20 protein-coding genes and 2 pseudogenes are annotated in these 21,015 nt (G+C 71.4%); 7 read left to right on the top strand and 15 right to left on the bottom strand.

Annotated features, from left to right (window positions below; genetic code table 11):
- Positions 1–38 precede the first annotated feature (38 nt).
- The 5 genes and pseudogenes from ACIF8S_RS25515 to ACIF8S_RS25535 form a co-directional block, all read right to left on the bottom strand.
- Complete coding sequence (locus tag ACIF8S_RS25515; protein WP_400001993.1) at positions 39–563, bottom strand: GNAT family N-acetyltransferase; 525 nt, start codon at positions 561–563, stop codon at positions 39–41.
- A 16-nt stretch (positions 564–579) separates the two neighbouring features.
- Positions 580–1,217: pseudogene (locus tag ACIF8S_RS25520) on the bottom strand (UdgX family uracil-DNA binding protein).
- A 497-nt stretch (positions 1,218–1,714) separates the two neighbouring features.
- On the bottom strand, positions 1,715–2,878 hold the full coding sequence (gene mqnE, locus ACIF8S_RS25525; protein WP_145829674.1) for an aminofutalosine synthase MqnE: 1,164 nt from the start codon (positions 2,876–2,878) through the stop codon (positions 1,715–1,717).
- Positions 2,879–2,927: 49 nt separating this feature from the next.
- Positions 2,928–3,386, bottom strand: a complete 459-nt coding sequence (locus tag ACIF8S_RS25530) for an Lrp/AsnC family transcriptional regulator (protein ID WP_024883040.1) — start codon at positions 3,384–3,386, stop codon at positions 2,928–2,930.
- A gap of 100 nt (positions 3,387–3,486) precedes the next feature.
- Positions 3,487–4,173, bottom strand: a complete 687-nt coding sequence (locus tag ACIF8S_RS25535; protein ID WP_400001995.1) for a UbiX family flavin prenyltransferase — start codon at positions 4,171–4,173, stop codon at positions 3,487–3,489.
- Positions 4,174–4,265: 92 nt separating this feature from the next.
- Between ACIF8S_RS25535 and ACIF8S_RS25540 the strand changes: the two genes are divergently transcribed.
- Both ACIF8S_RS25540 and ACIF8S_RS25545 read left to right on the top strand, forming a co-directional pair.
- A complete protein-coding gene (locus ACIF8S_RS25540; RefSeq protein WP_400001997.1) occupies positions 4,266–4,871 on the top strand; it encodes a rhomboid family intramembrane serine protease in 606 nt (201 codons plus the stop codon).
- Between the two features lie 188 nt (positions 4,872–5,059).
- A pseudogene (locus ACIF8S_RS25545) lies at positions 5,060–5,245 on the top strand (aldo/keto reductase); the annotation flags it as partial.
- An 8-nt stretch (positions 5,246–5,253) separates the two neighbouring features.
- On the opposite strand, the gene mqnP reads toward ACIF8S_RS25545, so the two are convergent.
- Together mqnP and ACIF8S_RS25555 are read right to left on the bottom strand one after the other, a co-directional pair.
- Positions 5,254–6,159: a menaquinone biosynthesis prenyltransferase MqnP gene (mqnP, locus tag ACIF8S_RS25550; RefSeq protein WP_400001998.1), complete on the bottom strand. Its 906-nt coding sequence runs from the start codon at positions 6,157–6,159 to the stop codon at positions 5,254–5,256.
- A complete protein-coding gene (locus ACIF8S_RS25555) occupies positions 6,156–7,613 on the bottom strand; it encodes a menaquinone biosynthesis decarboxylase (protein WP_400002000.1) in 1,458 nt (485 codons plus the stop codon). The genes mqnP and ACIF8S_RS25555 overlap by 4 nt, the downstream gene beginning before the upstream one ends.
- 67 nt (positions 7,614–7,680) lie before the next feature.
- Between ACIF8S_RS25555 and ACIF8S_RS25560 the strand changes: the two genes are divergently transcribed.
- From ACIF8S_RS25560 to ACIF8S_RS25570, 3 genes are all read left to right on the top strand, one after another.
- Positions 7,681–8,013, top strand: a complete 333-nt coding sequence (locus ACIF8S_RS25560) for a PLD nuclease N-terminal domain-containing protein (RefSeq protein WP_400002001.1) — start codon at positions 7,681–7,683, stop codon at positions 8,011–8,013.
- Positions 8,014–8,104: 91 nt separating this feature from the next.
- On the top strand, positions 8,105–9,370 hold the full coding sequence (locus ACIF8S_RS25565; protein ID WP_400002003.1) for a hypothetical protein: 1,266 nt from the start codon (positions 8,105–8,107) through the stop codon (positions 9,368–9,370).
- A 163-nt stretch (positions 9,371–9,533) separates the two neighbouring features.
- On the top strand, positions 9,534–9,983 hold the full coding sequence (locus ACIF8S_RS25570; RefSeq protein ID WP_400002005.1) for a nucleoside deaminase: 450 nt from the start codon (positions 9,534–9,536) through the stop codon (positions 9,981–9,983).
- Between the two features lie 66 nt (positions 9,984–10,049).
- Here ACIF8S_RS25570 and ccsB read toward each other — a convergent pair whose 3' ends face one another.
- The 7 genes from ccsB to hemL form a co-directional block, all read right to left on the bottom strand.
- Complete coding sequence (gene ccsB, locus ACIF8S_RS25575; protein WP_400002007.1) at positions 10,050–11,159, bottom strand: c-type cytochrome biogenesis protein CcsB; 1,110 nt, start codon at positions 11,157–11,159, stop codon at positions 10,050–10,052.
- A complete protein-coding gene (locus ACIF8S_RS25580; RefSeq protein WP_400002009.1) occupies positions 11,156–12,934 on the bottom strand; it encodes a cytochrome c biogenesis protein ResB in 1,779 nt (592 codons plus the stop codon). Before ACIF8S_RS25580 ends, ccsB begins: the two co-directional genes overlap by 4 nt.
- 3 nt (positions 12,935–12,937) lie before the next feature.
- Positions 12,938–13,711, bottom strand: a complete 774-nt coding sequence (locus ACIF8S_RS25585) for a cytochrome c biogenesis protein CcdA (protein ID WP_215213359.1) — start codon at positions 13,709–13,711, stop codon at positions 12,938–12,940.
- Between the two features lies 1 nt (position 13,712).
- A complete protein-coding gene (locus ACIF8S_RS25590) occupies positions 13,713–14,372 on the bottom strand; it encodes a TlpA family protein disulfide reductase (RefSeq protein WP_400002011.1) in 660 nt (219 codons plus the stop codon).
- 77 nt (positions 14,373–14,449) lie between these two features.
- Entirely contained in the window at positions 14,450–15,727 is a 1,278-nt protein-coding gene (locus tag ACIF8S_RS25595) for a hypothetical protein (protein WP_400002129.1), read from the bottom strand.
- A gap of 155 nt (positions 15,728–15,882) precedes the next feature.
- Positions 15,883–16,530: a histidine phosphatase family protein gene (locus ACIF8S_RS25600; RefSeq protein ID WP_349791352.1), complete on the bottom strand. Its 648-nt coding sequence runs from the start codon at positions 16,528–16,530 to the stop codon at positions 15,883–15,885.
- Between the two features lie 47 nt (positions 16,531–16,577).
- Positions 16,578–17,894: a glutamate-1-semialdehyde 2,1-aminomutase gene (gene hemL / locus ACIF8S_RS25605; protein WP_400002013.1), complete on the bottom strand. Its 1,317-nt coding sequence runs from the start codon at positions 17,892–17,894 to the stop codon at positions 16,578–16,580.
- Between the two features lie 328 nt (positions 17,895–18,222).
- Between hemL and ACIF8S_RS25610 the strand changes: the two genes are divergently transcribed.
- Positions 18,223–18,831: a hypothetical protein gene (locus ACIF8S_RS25610; RefSeq protein ID WP_400002015.1), complete on the top strand. Its 609-nt coding sequence runs from the start codon at positions 18,223–18,225 to the stop codon at positions 18,829–18,831.
- 95 nt (positions 18,832–18,926) lie between these two features.
- Here the strand turns inward: ACIF8S_RS25610 and ACIF8S_RS25615 are convergent, their stop codons facing one another.
- Positions 18,927–20,324: an NAD(P)-binding domain-containing protein gene (locus tag ACIF8S_RS25615; RefSeq protein ID WP_400002017.1), complete on the bottom strand. Its 1,398-nt coding sequence runs from the start codon at positions 20,322–20,324 to the stop codon at positions 18,927–18,929.
- 167 nt (positions 20,325–20,491) lie between these two features.
- On the opposite strand from ACIF8S_RS25615, the gene ACIF8S_RS25620 reads away from it, so the two are divergent.
- A complete protein-coding gene (locus tag ACIF8S_RS25620; protein ID WP_400002019.1) occupies positions 20,492–20,857 on the top strand; it encodes an ArsR/SmtB family transcription factor in 366 nt (121 codons plus the stop codon).
- Positions 20,858–21,015: the final 158 nt, after the last annotated feature.

Genomic DNA, 21,015 nt, shown 5'->3' on the forward strand with positions numbered 1-21,015 from the left:
TCGGCGGGGTACGGCGTCGTGGCGGATCCGTACGGGGCTCAGGTCAGCGGCAGCAGCATGATCACGTCGTCCCGGTCGTCGCCGGGCGCCACGCGGATCGCGCCCGGGACCCTGCCGACCTCCTTGTATCCGCAGGAGGCGTAGAAGCGCTCCAGGCCGAGGCCGCCGCGGCAGGCGAGGCGGATCGCCTCCACCCCGTCTTGGGTGCGGGCGGACCGCTCGGCGGCGGCGAGCAGGTCGCGGCCGTACCCCTTGCCCTGGTGACGGGGGTGGACCATCACCGTGTACAGCCAGATCCAGTGGGTCATCAGGGGGTGGGTGTTGCGGGTGAGGAACGCCGTGGCGGCGACCTCGCCCTCCTCGTCGTGCCCCACGAGCAGCCGGGAGCGGCCCTCCGCCATGTCGGCGAACTGCCGCAGCAGGGCGGGGCGTATGTCCTCCCGCGTCACCGGCGGTACGAAGCCGACGGCGCCGCCCGCGTCGGTGACGTCGGCCCAGAGGTCGAGGATGCCGTCGCGGAGTGGGGGTGTGACCTCGGGGTCCAGGGTAAAAGTAAGGGGCATGAAGCGAGTCTAACTATTACTCCAGCGCCCGCGCAGCCACTTCCAGGTCGGAGACAAGCCCCTGGTACGCGCCGTCGCGGTCGTCGGCGCGCAGCATGGCCGAGGGGTGCACGGTGGGGACCAGGCGCCGCCGGTGGCCGTGGATCTCCTCCTCCAGCACCGTGCCGCGCACGTGTGTGACCGGAACGAGGAGCCGAGCAGTGCCTTTCCGGCGGTCGCGCCGAGGACGACGATCAGCTCGGGCTCGACGACCCTGAGTTCGGCGGCGAGCCAGGGGGCGCAGGCGGCGGACTCGCGGAGGGTCGGCGCCTTGTGGATACGGCGCTTACGAGGCTCGGCCTGGGTGAACTTGAAGTGCTTCACGGCGTTGGTGACGTAGGCGTCGGCGGGGTCCAGGCCGGCGTCGGCGAGGGCACGGTCGAGCAGGTGCCCTGCGGGGCCGACGAAGGGGGTGCCGCGGCGGTCCTCCTGGTCGCCGGGCTGCTCCCCGACGAGCATGAGGCGGGCGGTGGCCTTGCCGGTGCCGAAGACCGTTTGTGTGGCGTCGCGGTGGAGGGGGCAGCCTCGGCAGGTGGCGGCGGCCTTCCTCAGTGCGGGGAGTCCGCCACGGGCGGGCAGGAAGGGGGCGGCTGTGTAGGCGTCCTCGGTCACCATGCGGAGCGGGTACCCCGCGGGGGGCGGCGGCACCATCGCCGGGTGCGGCCCGGCAGCCGTTCGCGCAGTTCCCCGCGCCCCTGAGGGGGATGGGGGTTCTCAACCATGCCGGGTGCGGGTGGGCATGGGTTGCTCGCGCCGTTCCCCGCGCCCCTAGGGGGTGGGGGCCTCGGACGGCATGCCGGGTGCGGGTAGGCGTCGGTTGCTCGCGCCGTTCCCCGCGCCCCTAGGGGGTGGGGGCCTCGGACGGCATGCCGGGTGCGGGTGGGCATGGGTTGCTCGCGCCGTTCCCCGCGCCCCTAGGGGGTGGGGGCCTCGGACGGCATGCCGGGTGCGGGTGGGCGTCGGTTGCTCGCGCCGTTCCCCGCGCCCCTGGGGGGTTGGCTGTGGAGCGAGGGGCGGCGGCGCACACCTAGGGGCGCGGGGAACTGCGCGACCGGCCCACCACCCCTCCGCGGACGGCGTCGGACCAGAGCCCCCCACCCCCGGAGCGACCTTCAGACCCGCATCGGCTGAGGCGACTCCCGGCGCGCCGGATCCGGCCCGTCGTACTCACGGATGATCTCGTACCGCGTGTTCCGCTCCACGGGCCGGAAGCCCGCGTCCCGGATCAGATCCAGCAGATCCTCACGCGTCAGCTTGTTCGGCGTGCCGAAGTTGTCCGCGTCATGGGTGATCTTGTACTCGACGACCGACCCGTCCATGTCGTCCGCCCCGTGCTGCAGCGCCAGCTGCGCCGTCTGCACGCCGTGCATCACCCAGAACACCTTGACGTGCGGCACGTTGTCGAACAGCAGCCGCGACACGGCGAACGTCTTCAGCGCCTCCGCCCCCGTCGCCATCTGCGTCCGCGCCTGCAGCCGGTTGCGGATCTTGCCGTCCTTCATGTCCACGAAGTCGTGCTGGTACCGCAGCGGGATGAACACCTGGAAGCCGCCGGTCTCGTCCTGCAGCTCACGCAGCCGCAGCACGTGGTCGACCCGGTGCCGGGGCTCCTCGATGTGGCCGTACAGCATGGTGCTCGGGGTCTTCAGACCCTTCTCGTGCGCCAGCCGGTGGATGCGGGACCAGTCCTCCCAGTGGGTCCTGTGGTCCACGATGTGCTGCCGGACCTCCCAGTCGAAGATCTCCGCGCCACCACCCGTAAGGGATTCGAGCCCCGCGTCGATGAGTTCGTCGAGGATCTCGCTCGCGCTCAGCCCCGAGATCGTCTCGAAGTGGTGGATCTCGGTGGCGGTGAACGCCTTCAGCGAGACCTCCGGCAGCGCCGCCTTCAGCTCCCGCAGCGACCGCGGGTAGTAGCGCCACGGCAGGTTCGGGTGCAGCCCGTTGACGATGTGCAGCTCGGTGAGGTTCTCCGACCGCATCTCCTCGGCGAGCTTCACCGCCTCCTCGATGCGCATCGTGTACGCGTCCTTCTCCCCCGGCTTGCGCTGGAAGGAGCAGTACGCGCACGACGCCGTGCACACGTTCGTCATGTTGAGGTGGCGGTTGACGTTGAAGTGCACGACGTCGCCGTTCTTCCGCGTCCGCACCTCGTGCGCCAGCCCGCCGAGCCAGGCCAGGTCGTCCGACTCGTAGAGCGCGATGCCGTCCTCGCGGGTCAGCCGCTCACCGGAGCGGACCTTCTCCTCCAGCTCGCGCTTGAGCCCGACGTCCATGCCGTTACCTCTTTCCCAGAAGACAGACCCGCACCACCGTACGCCCCGGTCAGTCGACCTCCTCGGGCAGCTCACCGACGCGGTTCTCCCACTTGGTGGAGAGCACGATGGTGGTGCGGGTGCGGGAGACGCCCTTGGTGCCGGACAGCCGGCGGATGATCCGCTCCAGGCCGTCCACGTCGGTGGCGCGCACCTTGAGCATGAACGAGTCGTCGCCGGCGATGAACCAGCAGTCCTCGATCTCCTGCAGGTCCTTCAGCCGCTGCGCCACGTCCTCGTGGTCGGCGGCGTCGGACAGCGAGATGCCGATGAGGGCGGTCACCCCGAGGCCGAGCGAGGGGGCGTCCACCGTGGCGCGGTAGCCGGTGATGACGCCGGCCGCCTCCAGCCGGTTGATGCGGTCGGTGACGCTGGGTCCCGACAGACCGACGAGGCGCCCCAGCTCCGCGTAGGAGGCCCGGCCGTTCTCCCGCAGGGCCTGGATGAGCTGCCTGTCCACCGCGTCCATCGAATCGATGCCTTCCACTGAAGAGGTACGAAGTTTCCGAGAGGTGGTGCCGTGTGGTGCCGTCGCGGCCGGCGGGCGTGCCGGGCCGCGGTCGGGCGGGTCAGTCGTCCGCGCGGGTTCCGCCGCCGAGTTCGCCCTTCCAGCGGCGGTACAGGGTGTGAGGGACGCCCGCCGCGTCGAGTACGCGTCCGGCGACGAAGTCCACCAGGTCCTGGATGTGCGTCGCGCCCGCGTAGAAGGCCGGTGAGGCGGGCAGTACGGTCGCGCCCGCGTCGTCCAGCGTCACCAGGTGCCGCAGCGTCTGGCCGTTCAGCGGGGTCTCCCGTACGGCCACGACCAGCGGGCGCCCCTCCTTGAGGGTCACGCTCGCCGCCCGCTGCAGCAGGTCCTTGGACAGCCCGAGCGCCACCCCGGCGACGCTCGCCGTGGAGGCGGGCACGATCAGCATGCCCTTGCTCGGATACGACCCCGAGGACGGCCCGGCCGCGAGGTCGCCGGCGGCCCAGTACCGTACGCCGTCGAGGTCGACGGAGAAGGTGTCCGGCTTGCCGTCCGCCCCCCGGGAGAGCCATTCCCGCAGGTCGTCGCGCCAATGGGCGTCCCGGAAGGCGATCTTGGTCTCGTCCAGCAGGGTGAGCCGGGAGGCCCGGCTGACGACGAGGTCGACGCTCTCCCCCGCGGCGAGCAGCCCCCGCAGCACCGCGGCGGCGTAGGGAGTGCCGGAGGCGCCCGAGACCCCTACGATCCAAGGCGTACGCCGCGTCTCTCCTGGCTTGGCTGGGTTCACGGGACCGAGCCTATCCAAAGTCGCAGGGCGGGAACCGGGCCAGGGTGCCCGGGCGTTCTCTCTCACAACGGCCCGGCGACGGGGGGTGGACGATGACGGACACGCGTCCTGCGTGGTCACGGGGCGAGCGGGTGCGGGCCGCCGCCGTGCTGATGGCCGGCTGGGTGGCGCTGCTGTGGGTGCTCGAGGTCGTCGACGTCGCCACCGGGCACGCGCTGGACGGCTACGGCGTCGTGCCGCGCACCCCGTCCGAGCTGGTGGACGTGGTCCCGTCGGCGTTCATCCACTTCGGCTTCTCCCATGTGGCGGCGAACAGCGTGCCGCTGCTGGTGCTGGGCTTCCTCGCCGCGCTCGGCGGGATACGCCGGTTCCTCGCCGTGTGCGCGCTGATCGTCGTCGCGGACGGCCTGGGCGTATGGCTGATATCCCCGGAGGGCACCAACACCGCGGGCGCGTCCGGCCTGATCTTCGGCCTGTTCGGCTATCTGCTGGTCAGCGGCTTCGTCGAGCGGCGCCCGCTGGGCATCGCGGCCGGCGTCCTGGTGGCGGCGGTCTGGGGCGGCTCGATCCTCGCGGGCCTCGCGCCCACCCAGTCCGGCGTCAGCTGGCAGGGCCACCTGATCGGCCTGGCCGCGGGCGTCGCAGCGGCCTTCCTCCTCCGCCGCCGCCCCTCCAAGCCCCTCGAACCGGCCCTTTAGAGCGCGCTCGCCGCGGCGCCTACCCGTCATGTCCAACGGCTGCGCGAGGGCTCTTGGTTCCGGATCCGCGTGTGACGTTTCGCCCAGCCCGCCGGGCTGTCGCGGCGCCCTGTGACGGCCCCATACTCCGGGACCTGACGGGTCGGCGGACAAGGGGGCACGGTGAGCGCAGCGGCGGCAGCGGCAGGGACGTCGCCCGCGCCCACGACGCGACACCGGCTCAGGTACGGATCGCCTGGACCCTGCACCGCGGACCGCACGTGCTGGCCATCCCCGGTACGGCGAATGCGGCGCACCTGGCGGAGAACGTCGCCGCCGGAGGCCTGCGTCTGACCGACGGCGAGCTGGCCCTCCTGAACGGACCAGCGCTGTAGACCGCCCGTTACACCGTCAGCCCGCGCACCAGCAGATCCAGCAGCGCGCACACGAACAGGGCGATGCCGATGAAGCCGTTGACGCTGAAGAACGCGCGGTTGAGGCGGGTCAGGTCGTGCGGGCGGACGATGGTGTGCTCGTAGACGAAGGCGCCGGCCACGATCAGCAGGCCGAGCCAGAAGAAGGCGCCGGCGTCGGTGAGCACCGCGTACCAGGCGAACAGGGCCGTCGTCACGGTGTGGCAGGCGCGGGCGCCCCAGATCGCCGCGGGGATGCCGAAGCGGGCCGGGACGGACTTCACGCCGATCTCCCGGTCGGTGTCGACGTCCTGGCAGGCGTAGATGAGGTCGAAGCCGCCGATCCAGATGCCGACCGCGAGGCCGAGGACGACCGCCTCCCAGGACCAGGAGCCGGAGATCGCCAGCCAGCCGCCGACCGGGCCCATGGCCTGCGCGAGACCGAGGATGGCCTGTGGGAAGTTGGTGAACCGCTTGCCGTACGGATAGACCACCATCGGGATCACCGCGACGGGGGCGAGCGCCAGGCACAGCGGGTTGAGCAGGGCCGCCGCGCCCAGGAACACGGCGAGGGCGATCAGCGCGCCGGTCCAGGCGTGCTTGACCGACATGGCGCCGGTGACGAGTTCGCGCTGCGCGGTGCGCGGGTTACGGGCGTCGATCTCGCGGTCGATGATGCGGTTGGCGGCCATCGCGAAGGTGCGCAGGCCGACCATGGCGACGGTGACCAGCAGCAGCCGGCCCCAGTGGATGTTCTGGTCCCACTCGTACATCGCCGTGAGCGCGGCGATGTAGGCGAAGGGCAGCGCGAACACCGAGTGCTCGATCATCACCAGCCGCAGGAACGCCTTGGTGCGTCCCGGCTGCTGCGGGAGGGCGGCGGAGGCCGAGGTCACAGTCCGTACTCCTTCCAGCGGCGGTCGACCTTCGACGCCGTCTCCGGGTCGGACTCGACCATGTCGGGCCAGCCGCCGTCCCGGGTGTACCCCTCCTCGGGCCACTTCCGCGTCGCGTCGATGCCCGCCTTGCCGCCCCAGAACTGCTGGTACGACGCGTGGTCGAGATGGTCGACGGGGCCCTCGACGACCGTGAGGTCACGGGAGTAGTCGGTGTTGCCCAGCGCCCGCCAGGCCACCTCGTGCAGGTCGTGCACGTCGCAGTCGGAGTCGACGACCACGATCAGCTTGGTCAGCGACATCATGTGCGCGCCCCAGATGGCGTGCATCACCTTCTGCGCGTGCTTCGGGTACTTCTTGTCGATCGAGACGATCGCGCAGTTGTGGAAGCCGCCCGACTCGGGGAGGTGGTAGTCCACGATGTCCGGGACGATGATCTTCAGCAGCGGGAGGAAGAACCGCTCCGTGGCGCGGCCAAGCGGGCCGTCCTCCGTCGGCGGGCGGCCGACCACGATCGACTGCAGCAGCGGACGCTTCCGCATCGTCACGCAGTCGATCGTCAGCGCGGGGAAGGGCTCCTGCGGGGTGTAGAAGCCGGTGTGGTCGCCGAACGGCCCCTCGGGCAGCATCTCCCCGGGCTCCAGCCAGCCCTCGATCACGACCTCCGCCTGCGCGGGCACCTGCAGCGGGACCGTCTTGCAGTCGACCATCTCGATCCGCTTGCCCTGGAGGAACCCGGCGAACAGGTACTCGTCGATGTCGCCGGGCAGCGGGGCGGTGGAGGCGTACGTCACGGCCGGCGGGCAGCCGAAGGCGATGGCGACCGGCAGCCGTTCACCGCGCCGCGCGGCCACCTGGTAGTGGTTGCGGCTGTCCTTGTGAATCTGCCAGTGCATGCCGATGGTGCGCCTGTCGTGGCGCTGGAGGCGGTACAGCCCGAGGTTGCGGACGCCGCTCTCCGGGTCCTTGGTGTGGGTGAGGCCGAGGTTGAAGAAGGAGCCGCCGTCCTTGGGCCAGGTGAAGAGCGCCGGGAGCTGCTCCAGGTCCACGTCGTCGCCGGTGAGGACGACCTCGTGCACGGGCGCGTCGGACGACTTCACCTTCTTCGGCGGCACGTGCGTCATCGCGCCGAGCTTCCCGAACGCCTCGCGCACCCCGACGAAGCCGTGCGGCAGCTCGGGCTTGAGCAGCCCGCCGATCTTCTCCCCGATCTCCGCGTACGACTTCAGTCCGAGCGCCTTCAGCAGCCGGCGGTCGGTGCCGTAGACGTTCATGGCGAGGGGCATCGAGGAGCCGCGCACGTTCTCGAAGAGCAGGGCGGGACCGCCGGCCTTGTTCACCCGGTCGACGATCTCACCGACCTCCAGATGCGGGTCGACCTCGGCCTTGATGCGCTTGAGGTCACCCTCGCGCTCCAGCGCCCTGAGCAGGGAGCGAAGATCGTCGTAAGCCATGGGGTCCAGTATCCCCGAGCGGCTACGCTGGACTCGTACCGCCCACCGCTTTCGCTGGAGAGGCCCCATGCTTCGGGTGCTGATGTTCCTCGTGCCACTGGCCCTGAGCGTCTACGCGTTCATCGACTGCATCAGCACGAAGGACGAGGACATCCGTCACATGCCCAAGCCGCTGTGGGCGATCCTCGTGCTGTTGTTCCCGCTGGTCGGGTCGATCTCCTGGCTCATCGCCGGCAAGAAGCGGCAGCCCGCCGGCGCGGGCGGTTCCGCCTGGGGCGGGAGCGGCGGCCGCCGTCAGTGGGTCGCCCCGGACGACAACCCGGACTTCCTGAAGTCCCTCGACGAGGACAAGAAGGGGGACCGCGAACGGGACCCGGACGAAGACCCCAGGACCGACTGACGCTGCCGGGCCCCGGAAGGATCCGGGCACGTCGACTGCCGGTTCCGGCCCCTGCACCGGGCGTACACCCCCCGCCACACTGAGCCACGACGTGGTGGACGGCGTGCAGGGGGCGGCGATGCGGCGCAGGCCGATTTTCCGGTGGGTCGTGGCCGCGGGACTGCTGTTGGTCGTCCTCGGGTTCGTGGTCTGGGAGACCGGCCCGGAGTACCCGGAGCTGGAACAGGTGGAGTTCACCGTTCTGGAGGAGGAGCCCGACGGCACCTGCGCGGTCCGGTGGACCGACCCCTACGGCGCGGGGCAGCGCACGGGGCCGTACCAATGCGACCCCGACCGGGATCCTCTGCTGAAGGGCACCTCCGAGTCCGACGGGGGCTCCCTGGGCTGGGACACCGGTTTCGTGGTGGCCGAGGGCGACCTCAAGGGCGAGCTGTACGTCCCGGACATGGATGCGGCCGCCGACCGGGCGGTGGAGGTCTCCGACGCGCTGACGGTGGCCGGACTGCTGGTCACGTTCGCCGGCCTCGTCTGCGGCGGCGTCCGGACCCTGATCAGGCTCGTCGGACCGACCGGATCGGCCCCGCTCACCGTCCGGCGGGCCGAGCGCCTGCGCGAGGCGGCCCACGCGGTGGTCCGTGACCACGAGCGCGCGGTGCGCGCGGTACGGGACGCGTGGTGGCCGCTGCACGACACGCGCGTACGGGAGGAACTGGCAGCGGTCCCGGCCGGCAGGCTGCGGTGGGCCTCCGTCCCCCTCCTGCCGGTGGCGGAGCTGCAACGGCACGGCATCCGCACGGTGCGGGACGTGCTGGACGCAGGGGCGTGGGGCCTCGCGGAGACGGCGGGGCTCGGGCCGCGCACGGCGCAGAGAGTGTGGTCGGCAGCTCGGCGCCGGGCCGACGACGTGGCCGAGGACATCTGGGTGCGGCTGGACGCCGACCTGACCGGACCGGACGCGGAACGCCTGCTGACCGCGCTGCGCGTCCTGGTGCAGGCCGGCCCCGAGGCGCGGAGCGCGGTGGAGGAGGCCGGACGGCTCACCGCCGAACTCGACCGGCATCTGCTCACCGCCCTGCCCGCCGCGGGCCGGCGGCTCCGGCTCGGCACGGACCGCCACGGACGCGCGGAGGCGCGGGCGGCCGTCAGCCGGCTGCGGGACATGCTGGCCGAGGCCGAACGCGCGGGACTGCGGCAGTGGTTCGCCCAGACCTCGGTGGATCTGCTGCGCGGCGCGGACGCCGATCCGCTGGCGCTGTCCGCACGGGTGGACCTCGCGTCCCGGCCTGACGCCTACCGGGAGGAGCTGTGGCACATCGTGCGGACGAGTCCGGCGCGGAGCGCGGCGCTCACCCGGTGAACGGGTTCACGCCCGCGTCCGGTTCCGGGCGACCGAGCCGCCACTGCTGGGCCGTCCCCCTTCGGCCACTGACGGGACGCCACGTCTTACGCGCCGCAGCACCATGTGGCCGCGTGCGTACGTATGGTGAGGCTCCATCAGCCGAACGAAAGGCCCGGACATCGTGGAGAGGCAGCTCGACCGCGCCTGGCTGGCCACGGCGCTGGAGGAGGCGCGGGCCGGTCTCGCCGGGGGAGGCGTGCCGATCGGGGCCGCGTTGTACGGCGCGGACGGGACGCTGCTCGGGCGGGGGCACAACCGGCGGGTGCAGGACGGCGATCCGTCGGCGCACGCGGAGACGGCGGCCTTCCGGGCGGCGGGACGGCAGCGGTCGTACCGGGGGACGACGATGGTGACCACACTGTCGCCCTGCTGGTACTGCTCGGGACTGGTGCGGCAGTTCGGGATCGCGCGGGTGGTGATCGGGGAGGCCGACACCTTCCACGGCGGGCACGACTGGCTGGCGGAACACGGCGTGGAGGTCGTGGTCCTCGACGACCCGGAGTGCGTGGCGATGATGCGGGAGTTCGTCGCCCGGTACCCGGAGCTGTGGGGCGAGGACATCGGGAAGTGAACGCGGCGGAGGCCGCCCCGGGACTGTCGTCCGGGGCGGCCTCCGTGCGGTGCGGGTCGGGTCGGGTCAGAAACCGACCGCCTGGAGCGCGCCCAGGCCGACGTCGGCGTAGGAGTGCTTGCCGGAGACGAAGATGTTGACGCCGTAGTAGTTGAACAGCCAGCAGCCGAAGGCGAGCAGGGCCAGGTAGGCGGCCTTGCGGCCCTTCCAGCCGGCGGTGGCGCGGGCGTGCAGGTAGCCGGCGTAGGCGACCCAGGTGATGAAGGACCAGGTCTCCTTGGGGTCCCAGCCCCAGTAGCGGCCCCAGGCGTCCCCGGCCCAGATGGCGCCCGCGATGATCGTGAACGTCCACAGCGGGAACACGGCGGCGTTGACGCGGTAGGCGAACTTGTCCAGGGAGGCCGAGGCGGGCAGCCGCTCCAGGAAGGACGTCGCGAAGCTGCCGGGCTTGCCGCCGTTCGCCAGCTTGTTCTCGTACGAGTCCTTGAAGAGGTACATGATCGTCGTGAAGGCGCCGACGTAGAAGACCGCGCCGCACAGGATCGCCGTCGAGACGTGGATGTACAGCCAGTACGAGTGGAGCGCGGGGACCAGCTGGTCGCTCGCGGTGTACAGGACGGTGACGGCGAGACCGAGGTCGAGGAGGACCGACGTGGTCAGGAACAGGCCGAGCCAGCGGACGTTCTTCTTCAGCGCCAGCAGCAGGAGGTACACGCCCACCGCGGTCGTGGAGAAGGTGATGTTGAACTCGTACATGTTGCCCCACGGCGCCCGCTGCACGGACAGCGCGCGGGTGAGCACACCGCCGACGGAGAGCAGGAAGGCGAGCACGGTGAGGGAGATGGCGACGCGTCCGTAGAGGTCGCCCTTCTCGTCGCCGCCGTGCGCCCCGGGCCCGTCGGGCACGTCACGCGAGCCGGACGCGGCGCGCACCACGACCTTCGGCCGCTCCAGCACGGCGGTGCCGCCGCCCTGCTTGACGGTGACGGCGGGGGCCGTCGCCGCCGACGCCTTCGGGGTGAGCGCGGCCGCCGTGCGGGCGACCTTGCTGCGGCTGCCGAGGAGCCACTCGGCGATGTACGCGAAGAAAGCGAGGGTGTAGACCGCCATCGCGGAGTAGATCAGCACATTGCTGATCTCCGCGAGGTTCTCGTTGGTCGCGGCGGCGAGAGTCACTGCTGCTCAGCCCCTTCGGCAGGCACGGCTTGAGGGTCGGGGTCGGTGGACTTGGCGGGTCCGGATCCGCTGGGCGTTCCGGGGTCTTCGGAGGGTGTGGCGTCCGGCTCGGGGCCGGGCACGCCGGGGGCCAGGTCGTAGAGGATCCCGGCGAGCTCGCCGAGCTCCTCGGGCACCTTCGCGGACTCGCTGCGGCCGAGGCCCGCCATCTCGACGACGGTGACGCCGTCGTCGCCGCGCACCGCGCGCACCCATACGCGGCGGCGCTGGACGAACAGCGAGGCGGCCAGTCCGCCGATCGCGGCCACGGCGCCGCCGAGCGCCCAGCCGCCGCCCGGCTCCTGGACGACCTGGAAGCCGGCCCACTCCTTGATGTCCTTCTCCAAGGTGATCGAGCCGGCGCCGCCGGGGAGCGTCATGGTCTCGCCGGGGGTGAGCAGCTGCTTGAGCAGCTCCCCGTCGGCGTCCTTGAACTCCTTCATCTTGGTCTTGTCCATCTGGTACACGCTCTGCGGAATGCCGGAGTCGGCCTTCAGGTCGCCGTGGTAGGCGTTGAGCGCGAGCACCGGGTAGTCCAGCGCCGGGAACTGGGAGAGCATCGTGCCGCTCGCGGACCCGCCGAAGGTGGGCACGAAGAACGCCTGGAAGCCGAGCTGCTCCTTCTTGCCCTGCGGGTTGCGGTAGCCGTCGAGGACCTTGACGACGCCGTTGGAGGTGACGTTGTTGTCCAGCGGCAGCAGCGGCACGGCGTCCCGGTAGACGACCTCGCCCTTGCCGTCGCGGACGGTCACCACGGGCGCGTAACCGTGGCTGACGAGGTAGACCTTGGCGTCGCCGATCTCCAGCGGCTTGTTCACCTTGATGACGGCGCGCTTCTCGTCGCCGTCCGGCCCGTCGGTGTACGTCACCTCGGTCTCGTACGTGCGCGGGGTGCCCTTGTTGGGGCCGGTGCGCTCGTAGGTGCCGGTGAACTCCTTGACGTCGAAGCTGAACGGCACCAGGTCGTCGTTGGTGAAGAGGTTGCCGGACTTGAAGTCGTCGTACTGGGTGAGCGTGTTGGAGAAGCCGTCGCCCTCGACGACGATCTTGTTGCCCTCGGACTTGAACAGCTGGCCCCAGGCGAACGCGATCAGCATGACGATGAGCGCGAGATGGAACGCCAGGTTGCCGACCTCGCGCAGGTAGCCCTTCTCGGCGGCGACGGCGTCCCCGACGACATGGGCGCGGAAGCGGCGCTTCTTCAGCAGCGCGAGGGCGGCCTCGCGCACCTCCCCGGCGTCGGTCCCGGTGCGCCAGGTGGTGTGCGCGGGCAGCCGGGTCAGCCGGCGGGGCGCGCCCGGCGGGCGGCCGCGCAGCTGGCCGACGAACTGCCAGGTGCGCGGCACGATGCAGCCGATGAGCGAGATGAACAGCAGGATGTAGATCGCGGAGAACCACACCGAGCTGTAGACGTGGAACAGGCCGAGCTTGTCGTAGACGGGCGCGAGGATGTCGTGCCGCTCGCGGAAGTCGGCGACGCGGGTCTCGTCGACGCCGGTCTGCGGGATGAGCGAGCCGGGGATCGCGGCCAGCGACAGCAGCAGCAGGAGCAGCAGCGCCACGCGCATGGAGGTGAGCTGCCGCCAGAACCAGCGGGCCCAGCCGATCACGCCGAGCGCGGGCAGGTGGGGCGAGGGCGCGTCCTCCACGGGCGCGGTGGACATCTGGGAGCCGGCGGCGCCCAGGTCCTGGTCGTCGCCGGTCTTCGTGGTGTTGTCCGTCGTGGTGTCGCTCATGGGTCAGATCCCCACCGTGAAGCCGTTGGACCAGGTCTGCATCTCCGCCACGAGGCTGTCCCACGCGCCGGTGAGCAGCAGCACACCGGTCGCGATCATCATCGTGCCGCCGATGCGCATCACCCAGGCGTAGTGCCGCTTGACCCAGCCGAAGGCACCGAGCGCCTTGCGGAAGGCCACGGCGGCCAGCACGAAGGGCACGCCCAGCCCCAGACAGTACGCGACGGTCAGCACCGCGCCGCGTCCGGCGCTCTCCTGCTGTGCGGAGAGCGTGAGGACGGAGGCGAGGGTGGGCCCGATACAGGGGGTCCAGCCGATGCCGAACAGGGCGCCGAGGACGGGCGCGCCGACCAGTCCGGTGGTGGGGCGCTTGTGGAAGCGGAACTCCCGCTGGGTGAGCCAGGGCATCAGACCCATGAAGAAGACGCCCATGAGGATCATGAAGACGCCGAGGATCTTGGACAGGACGCCCGACTGCTCCTGGAGGGTCTGCCCGAAGTAGCCGAAGAAGGCGCCGCCCGAGACGAACACGACGGTGAAGCCGAGCACGAACAGGGAGGCGCCCGCGACCATCCGGCCGCGCCGGGCCTCGGCCAGGTCGGTGCCGGAGACGCCGGTGACGTAGGAGAGGTAGCCGGGGACCAGCGGCAGGACGCAGGGGGAGAAGAAGGAGACGAGCCCGCCGAGCACGGCGATGGGCAGCGCCACCAGCAGGGCGCCGTTGAGCACCGTGCCGTTGTAGCCCGTCTCCGCGGCGAGCGTGTGCAGGGCCGTCACGTCACTTCTCCGCGACGACCGGTTCGAGCATCTTCCGCAGCCGTTCCTCGTCGAGGGCGGTCAGCGAGCGGGCGGCGATCCGGCCCTCCCGGTCCAGCACCAGGGTCGAGGGGATGGCCTGCGGGTTGAGGGTGCCCTTCTCGAAGCGGAGCATCAGCTTGCCCGTCGGGTCGTACAGGCTCGGGTAGCTGATGCCGAAGTCCTTCTCGAAGGCCAGCGCGGCCGTGGTGCTGCCGTCCCGGGTGTTGATGCCGACGAACTGGACGTCCTTGCCCTCGTACGCCTTCGACACCTTCGCGAAGTACTTGGCCTCCGCGCGGCACGGGTTGCACCAGGAGCCCCAGACATTGAGGACGACGACCTTGCCCTTGTAGTCGCCGACGTCGAGCTTCTTGCCCTCCAGGGTCTCCCCGGCCAGCTCCGGCGCGGCGACGCGCTGGCCGGCGGCGACGGTGGAGATGCCGTCGGTGCCGGTGACGAAGCCCGTGTTGCCGCCCCCGCCCGAAGTGCCCCCGGAACCGCACGCGGTCAGGAGCAGTGCGGCCGCGGCGGCACCGGCGGCCAGGGTGGCTCGACGGCGGGCACGCGCGGCGCGTGCGGCGCGGTTGGAGCTCTGCGCGGCTCGGTTCGAGCGCTGGGGGGCGCGGCTGGCGGCACTCATGTGAAAAGTTTCGCATGCCCGTTCTGGGGATCTTGCGCACCCCCCTGCGCGCCCCGGTGCGGACGGAAACCCGCATCTCAGGCGGGGTCGGCGGCTCCGGTCGTGGTGGTGCCGGCGAGGTCCCGGGTGAACGCGCGCCAGCCACCTGCGGGTTCCTGGCCGACGTCCAGGGTGCGCAGCCGGTCGAGCATCGCGGGCTTCTGCACGTCCAGCCAGTCGGTGAACTGCCGGAAGGAGACGAGCCTCACGTCCTCGCCCTTCTCCTTCTCCCGCGCGATGTGCCGCAGCGCCTCCTCGACGGCGTCCATGTAGATGCCGCCGTTCCACTGCTCGAAGTGGTTGCCGACGAAGAAGGGTGCCCGGTTGGTCTCGTATGCCCGCTTGAAGCCTGATATGTACGACTGTGCCGACTGCCGTCGCCAGCCCGGGTAGTTGTGGGCCGGGGCGTTGGTCGAGTTGACCGACTGGTTGGCGAGCATGTTGTAGTCCATCGAGAGGACCTCGAAAGAGTGTCCGGGGAAAGGTATCTGCTGGAGCGGAAGGTCCCAGAGGCCCTTCTTCTTGGACGGCCAGGTCTGCCGCCCGCCGGGCGAGGAGGCGTCGTAGCGCCAGCCGAGCTCACGGGCGGTGGGCAGCAGCTGGTCCTGGCCCAGCAGACAGGGCGTCCGGCCGCCGACCAGCTCCTTGTCGTAGTCGAACGGCAGGGACTCCACGTCGGTCCACCCGGAGTTGGTCCGCCACTCCTTCACGAACGACTTCGCCTGCTCGATCTCGTCGCGCCACTGCTTCGGCGTCCAGGTGCCGACGCTGCCCGAGCCGCCGCAGAAGTGGCCGTTGAAGTGGGTGCCGATCTCGTGGCCCTCCAGCCAGGCGCGGCGGACGTTGCGCAGGGTGTCCTTGATGTGGGCGTCGGTGAGATAGCCGATGTCGGACGCGCCGCGCGGGTTGTTCGGCGGGTCGTAGAGCCGCTTCTTCGACTCGGGCAGCAGATACAGCCCCGAGAGGAAGAAGGTCATGGACGCGCCGTGCTCCTTGGCCAGGTCGAGGAAGCGCGGGAACAGCCCGTTGCCGACCTCGCCGGCGCCGTCCCAGGAGAACACGACGAACTGCGGGGGCGTCTGACCCGGCTCCAGCGGCACGGGCGCGTCGGGCTGGTGGGGCTGCCTGCCGGTCAAGGAGGTGGAGCCGTCGCCGATCGGACGGGCCGTCGCGGTCGGTCGTGGCTTCGGCGTCGTCGGGCCGTCGCCGTGCCCGGTGCGGGAACCGCCACCGGGGGTGGATCCGTCGGAGTCGGTGTGGCCGCCGCATCCGGCCAGGGAGACGGCGGCGGCGGCCCCCGCGCCGAGCCCGAGCATTCCCCTGCGGGAGAGAGTGCGCATGGCATCCCCCTTCGTCACGTCCGTGAGTGGTCACCCAGTCAGAGGACTCGACGAAGGGGGAGGTTCCCGTCAGATGCGGAGGTTTCGCAACGAAAGCCCGGTCGGGGCCGCGCACGGCGGACACACCGGCGTCACGCGCCGAAGGCCTTGCCCTGCCCCTTCACCGGCCTGGCGCCCGCCCGCAGGTGCGCGGGCACCAGGTCACGGGCCGGTTCGCTGTAACCGACGGAGACGATCGTGTCGCCGCGGTAGGTGAACGTGGTCAGCGAGGCCAGGGTGCACTGGCGGCGGCGCGGGTCGTGCCACAGCCGGCGCTTCTCCACGTAGGACCGCACGATCCAGATCGGCAGCTGGTGGCTGACCAGCACCGCCTCGTGGCCGCGCGCCGCGTCCTTCGCCGCGTCCAGCGCGCCCATCATGCGGACCACCTGGTCCACGTAGGGCTCGCCCCAGGACGGCTTGAAGGGGTTGACGACGTGCTTCCAGTTGGCCGGGCGGCGCAGCGCCCCGTCGCCGATACCGAAGGTCTTGCCCTGGAAGACGTTCTCCGCCTCGATCAGCCGCCGGTCGGTGGCGATGTCCAGGCCGTGCGCCTTGGCGATGGGCTCCGCGGTCTCCTGCGCCCGCTCCAGCGGGGACGCGCAGACGTGCACGACGTCCCGGGGAGCCAGGTGCTCGGCGACCCGGTCGGCCATGCGCCGGCCCAGCTCGGAGAGGTGGTACCCGGGCAGCCGGCCGTAGAGGACGCCGTCCGGGTTCTCGACCTCGCCGTGCCGCATCAGGTGGACGACGGTGAGGTCCTCGTTGTCGAAGATCTTCTCGGAGCTCACGCGGTGGCCTCCGCCGCTGCTCGGGCCGCCGCCGGGAGGGCGTCGGCGATGCGCTGGACGGCCCGCTCGTCGTGGGCCGTGGACACGAACCAGGACTCGAAGGACGACGGCGGCAGGTAGACGCCGTTCGCCAGCAGCGAGTGGAAGAACGCGGTGAAGCGGAACGACTCCTGCTTCTTGGCGTCCTCGTAGTCGCGCACCGGGTTCTCCGTGAAGAACACGGAGAACATGTTGGAGGCGTTCTGCAGGGTGTGCGCCACGCCCTCCTTGCTCAGCGCCTCGGTGACGAGCGACTGGATCCGCGCGGAGACCGCGTCCACCTTCTCGTACGCGGCGTCGTCGAGCAGCCGCAGCTGCGCGAGCCCGGCGGCGGTGGCGACCGGGTTCCCGGAGAGGGTGCCCGCCTGGTAGACGGGGCCGGCCGGCGCGAGGTGCGCCATCACGTCGGCGCGTCCGCCGAAGGCCGCGGCCGGGAAGCCGCCGCCCATGACCTTGCCGAAGGTCATCAGGTCGGGCCGCACGCCGTCCACGCCGTACCAGCCGGAGCGGCTGGTACGGAAGCCGGTCATCACCTCGTCGGAGATGTACAGCGCGCCGTTCTCGGCACACGCGTCCTTGAGCCCCTGGTTGAAGCCGGGCAGCGGCGGGACGACGCCCATGTTGCCGGGGGACGCCTCGGTGATCACGCAGGCGATCTCACCGGGGTGCGCGGCGAACGCGGCGCGCACGGCGTCGAGGTCGTTGTACGGCAGCACGATCGTGTCGCCGGCCTGCGCGCCGGTCACACCGGGGGTGTCGGGCAGCGCGAAGGTCGCCACGCCGGAGCCGGCGGAGGCGAGCAGCGAGTCGACGTGGCCGTGGTAGCAGCCGGCGAACTTGACCACCTTGCTGCGCCGCGTGAAACCGCGGGCGAGCCGGATCGCCGACATGGTGGCCTCGGTGCCGCTGGACACCAGCCGCACCTCCTCCAGCGGCTCGATCCGGGCGACCATCTCCTCGGCGAGCGCGACCTCGCCCTCGCCGGGGGTGCCGAAGGAGGTGCCGCGCGCGACGGCCTCCTGCACGGCGGCGATCACCTCGGGGTGCGCGTGCCCGAGGATCATCGGCCCCCAGGAGCACACGAGGTCGACGTACTCCCGCCCGTCGGCGTCGGTCAGATACGGCCCGCTGCCGGAGACCATGAACCGGGGCGTGCCGCCGACGGCGCGGAAGGCACGCACCGGTGAGTTCACACCACCGGGAGTGACGGCCGCGGCACGATCGAACAGCGCCTGCGAGGCTGGGGCTTCGTACGAATATGGCAGTTCGCTCATGACCTGCGACTTCTCCGACCTTTTCCGACGTCCCGGGTATCTCGCCGGGCTGCGGCTGCTGTGACTCGTTTCAGGGTAGGCCAGGGGCGCTCCACGGCATCCCCGCCCCGATCAGGGCGGTGATCGGGGTCCCGGATCCGCTGTGATCTGCGAAACTGGCCCCTGGTGCACACACCCCGCGCGGCCGGGGCGGGCGCGGCCCGCGAAGATCGAGCGGTCGGATGTTTCACCGCACGTTTCGGCGGGCGGCCGTGGGGGAGGTCACTGTCACGATGATCGGGTTGCGCGTCGGGGGCCACGCGTCCTAGAAAAGCAGTCGGGTGGAGATATGCATCGCGGTGGCGGACTGGGCGAGGGGACCGACGACCTGGGTCCTCGACGTGCCCGGCGGGGAAGGCACCGACGCGAGGCGGAGGAGACGGAACAGACGCGTCGTTCACTCGGCGAGCCGGAGCGGATCGGCCCACTGGACGGGGCGGGGAGCAGGAATGGTGGTCGGGTGGGGGTGACGTACAAGTACTTCGGTGCGCCGGACGGCGCCACCGCGGCCCGCGTCCCGATCTCCATGCGCCCCGAGGAGCTCGGCGGGGACGAGCTGGGCATGGGCGGCATGTTCACCAAGATCAAGCCGGAGACCATGGCCGCGATGGTCCTCACGGGCATCGAGGGCGTCCCCCTGCACAAGGTGCCGCCGCTGGAGCTGGTCGTCCTGCACCCCGACTACGCGGTCGTGAAGCTGCCCATGACGGTGGTGGACCCGCTGCGGGACATAGGGGAGGAAGCGGTCGGCGCGGCGGCCTTCATCTGGTCGACGGTCCCGGACCGCGGCGGCCCGCGCGACGCGTTCAACGTCTACCAGCTGCTCCACGAGTGGCAGGACTTCAGCCACCGGCTGCATGAGGCGGGGCATCAGCCTTACTGCCTGGTGTGGCCCTGAGCGGGGCGTCAGGCACACACGGGCCGGGCGACAGCGGGGCCGCGACCGGTCCCCTGTTCCGGTTGCGGCCCCGCTGTCGCGAGTGGTGAGCCCGGTCACGAGCCGCAGCAGCCGCCCGCCGGTGCTTCGCCGGCATCCGTGCCCACCGCCGTGGGCGCGACGAGCCGCACGAGCTGCGGTTCCGGGGCCGCACAGCATCCGCCACCGTCGGTCTGCTGGGTGGCGGGAGCATCGAACAGGCCGGCTCCGCCGCAGACTCCGGTCTCCGGGAGGGTGAGTTCCACGCGGTCCGCGGAGTCGAGGTCCCCGGCGATCGCGGCGGCGACGGAGCGGACCTGCTCGTACCCGGTCATGGCGAGGAAGGTCGGGGCGCGGCCGTAGGACTTCATGCCGACCAGGTAGACGCCCTGTTCGGGGTGGGCGAGTTCGCGGTGGCCGTGCGGGTAGACGGTGCCGCAGGAGTGCTGGTTCGGGTCGATCAGCGGGGCCAGTTCCACCGGGGCCTGAAGACGCTCGTCCAGGCCGAGGCGCAGTTCGTCCAGGAAGGACAGGTCGGGGCGGAAGCCGGTCAGCACGATCACCTCGTCCACCGGGTCGAGGCGGCGGCCGTCCTCGCCCACCAGGACGAGGCGGCCGTCGGCGGCGCGTTCGATCACCTCGGTGCGGAACCCGGTGACCGCGTCCGCGTGCCCCTTGTCGACGGCGGCCTTCGCGGCGAGGCCGAGGGCGCCGCGCGCGGGCAGCTGGTCGGCGGTGCCGCCGCCGAAGGTGGAGCCGGAGATGCCTCGGCGCAGGATCCACACCGCGTGCGTGCCGGCGCCCTCCTCGGACTCTGCCAGCTCGGCGAGGTGGGCGAGTGCGGTGAAGGCGGAGGCACCCGAGCCGATGACGGCCGTACGCCTGCCCGCGTACCGGGTGCGGACGGCCGGGTTCTTCAGGTCGGGCACGCGGTAGGTGATCCGGTCGGCCGCCGCCTCCTCGCCGAGTGCGGGCAGACCGCTGCCGCCAGCCGGGGACGGGGTGGTCCAAGTGCCGGAGGCGTCGATCACGGCGCGGGCGAAGATGCGCTCCTCACGACCGCCGGCGTACTCAACGTGCACGACGAACGGCTGCTGGTCCCGGTCGGCGTCGACGATCCGGTCACGGCCGGCGCGGGAGACACCCGTGACGGTGACCCCGGTGCGGACCCGGTCGCCGAGGGCGTCCGCGAGGGGCTGCAGATAGCGCTCGGCCCAGTCCCCGCCTGACGGATACGTCGCCGGGTCGGGGCGCGTCCAGCCGGTGGGGGCGAGGAACTTCTCGGCGGCCGGGTCGACGACCTCGCCCCACGTGGAGAACAGGCGCACGTGACTCCATTCACGCACGGCCGCACCGGCACGGCTGCCCGCCTCCAGGACGACGGGCTCGATGCCGCGCTCGACGAGGTGGGCGGCGGCGGCGAGCCCGACGGGGCCGGCTCCGACGACGACGACAGGGAGCTGCTGGGTGCTCATGATGCTCGGTCTCCTTGAGGGGCCGGGGGGCGGGCGGTGCGACGGGTTCGAGCCGCGGTGAGCACGGAACGGAGGGTGGCCACGACGACTCCTTGCTTCGACATCTGTCGATATCCGTCCACGCCTCGGAGCTTGCCACTCGTATCGACAAGCGTCAACATAGACGCATGTCGAAATCGAAGGTCGCGGAACTCCCCGTCCTGCGGGACGGGGAGGCCGTGCCGTGCTGCCCGCCGATCACCGCCGGCGAGCTGTCCCAGGCTGACGCGGAGAAGATGGCCGCCATGTTCAAGGCGCTGTCGGACCCGGTGCGCCTGCGCCTGTTCTCCAAGATCGCCTCGCATCCGGGCGGAGAGGCGTGCGTGTGCGACATCGCCGACGTCGGCGTGTCCCAGCCGACCGTGTCCCACCACCTGAAGAAACTGCGCGAGGCCGGTCTGCTGACCTCCGAGCGGCGTGGCACCTGGGTCTACTACCAGGTCGCCCCGTCCGTAGTGGCGGCCATGGCCACGATGCTCGATCTGCGCGCCTGACCGCCGCCCACCTCGCCGCAGCCGGGGCGGCAGGCCCGGCATCCGGTTCCCGGTAGCCGTGCGGGCCGGGCCACGGAGTCCAGGCCCCGGCTACGCAGGGGGTGGCCGGCTGCGAGCCCTGCCCGGCCGCTGCCGGCCACCACCACATCCGTGTACTG

The sequence above is a fragment of the Streptomyces sp. NPDC085937 genome, assembly GCF_044540535.1.
GTDB lineage: Bacteria > Actinomycetota > Actinomycetes > Streptomycetales > Streptomycetaceae > Streptomyces.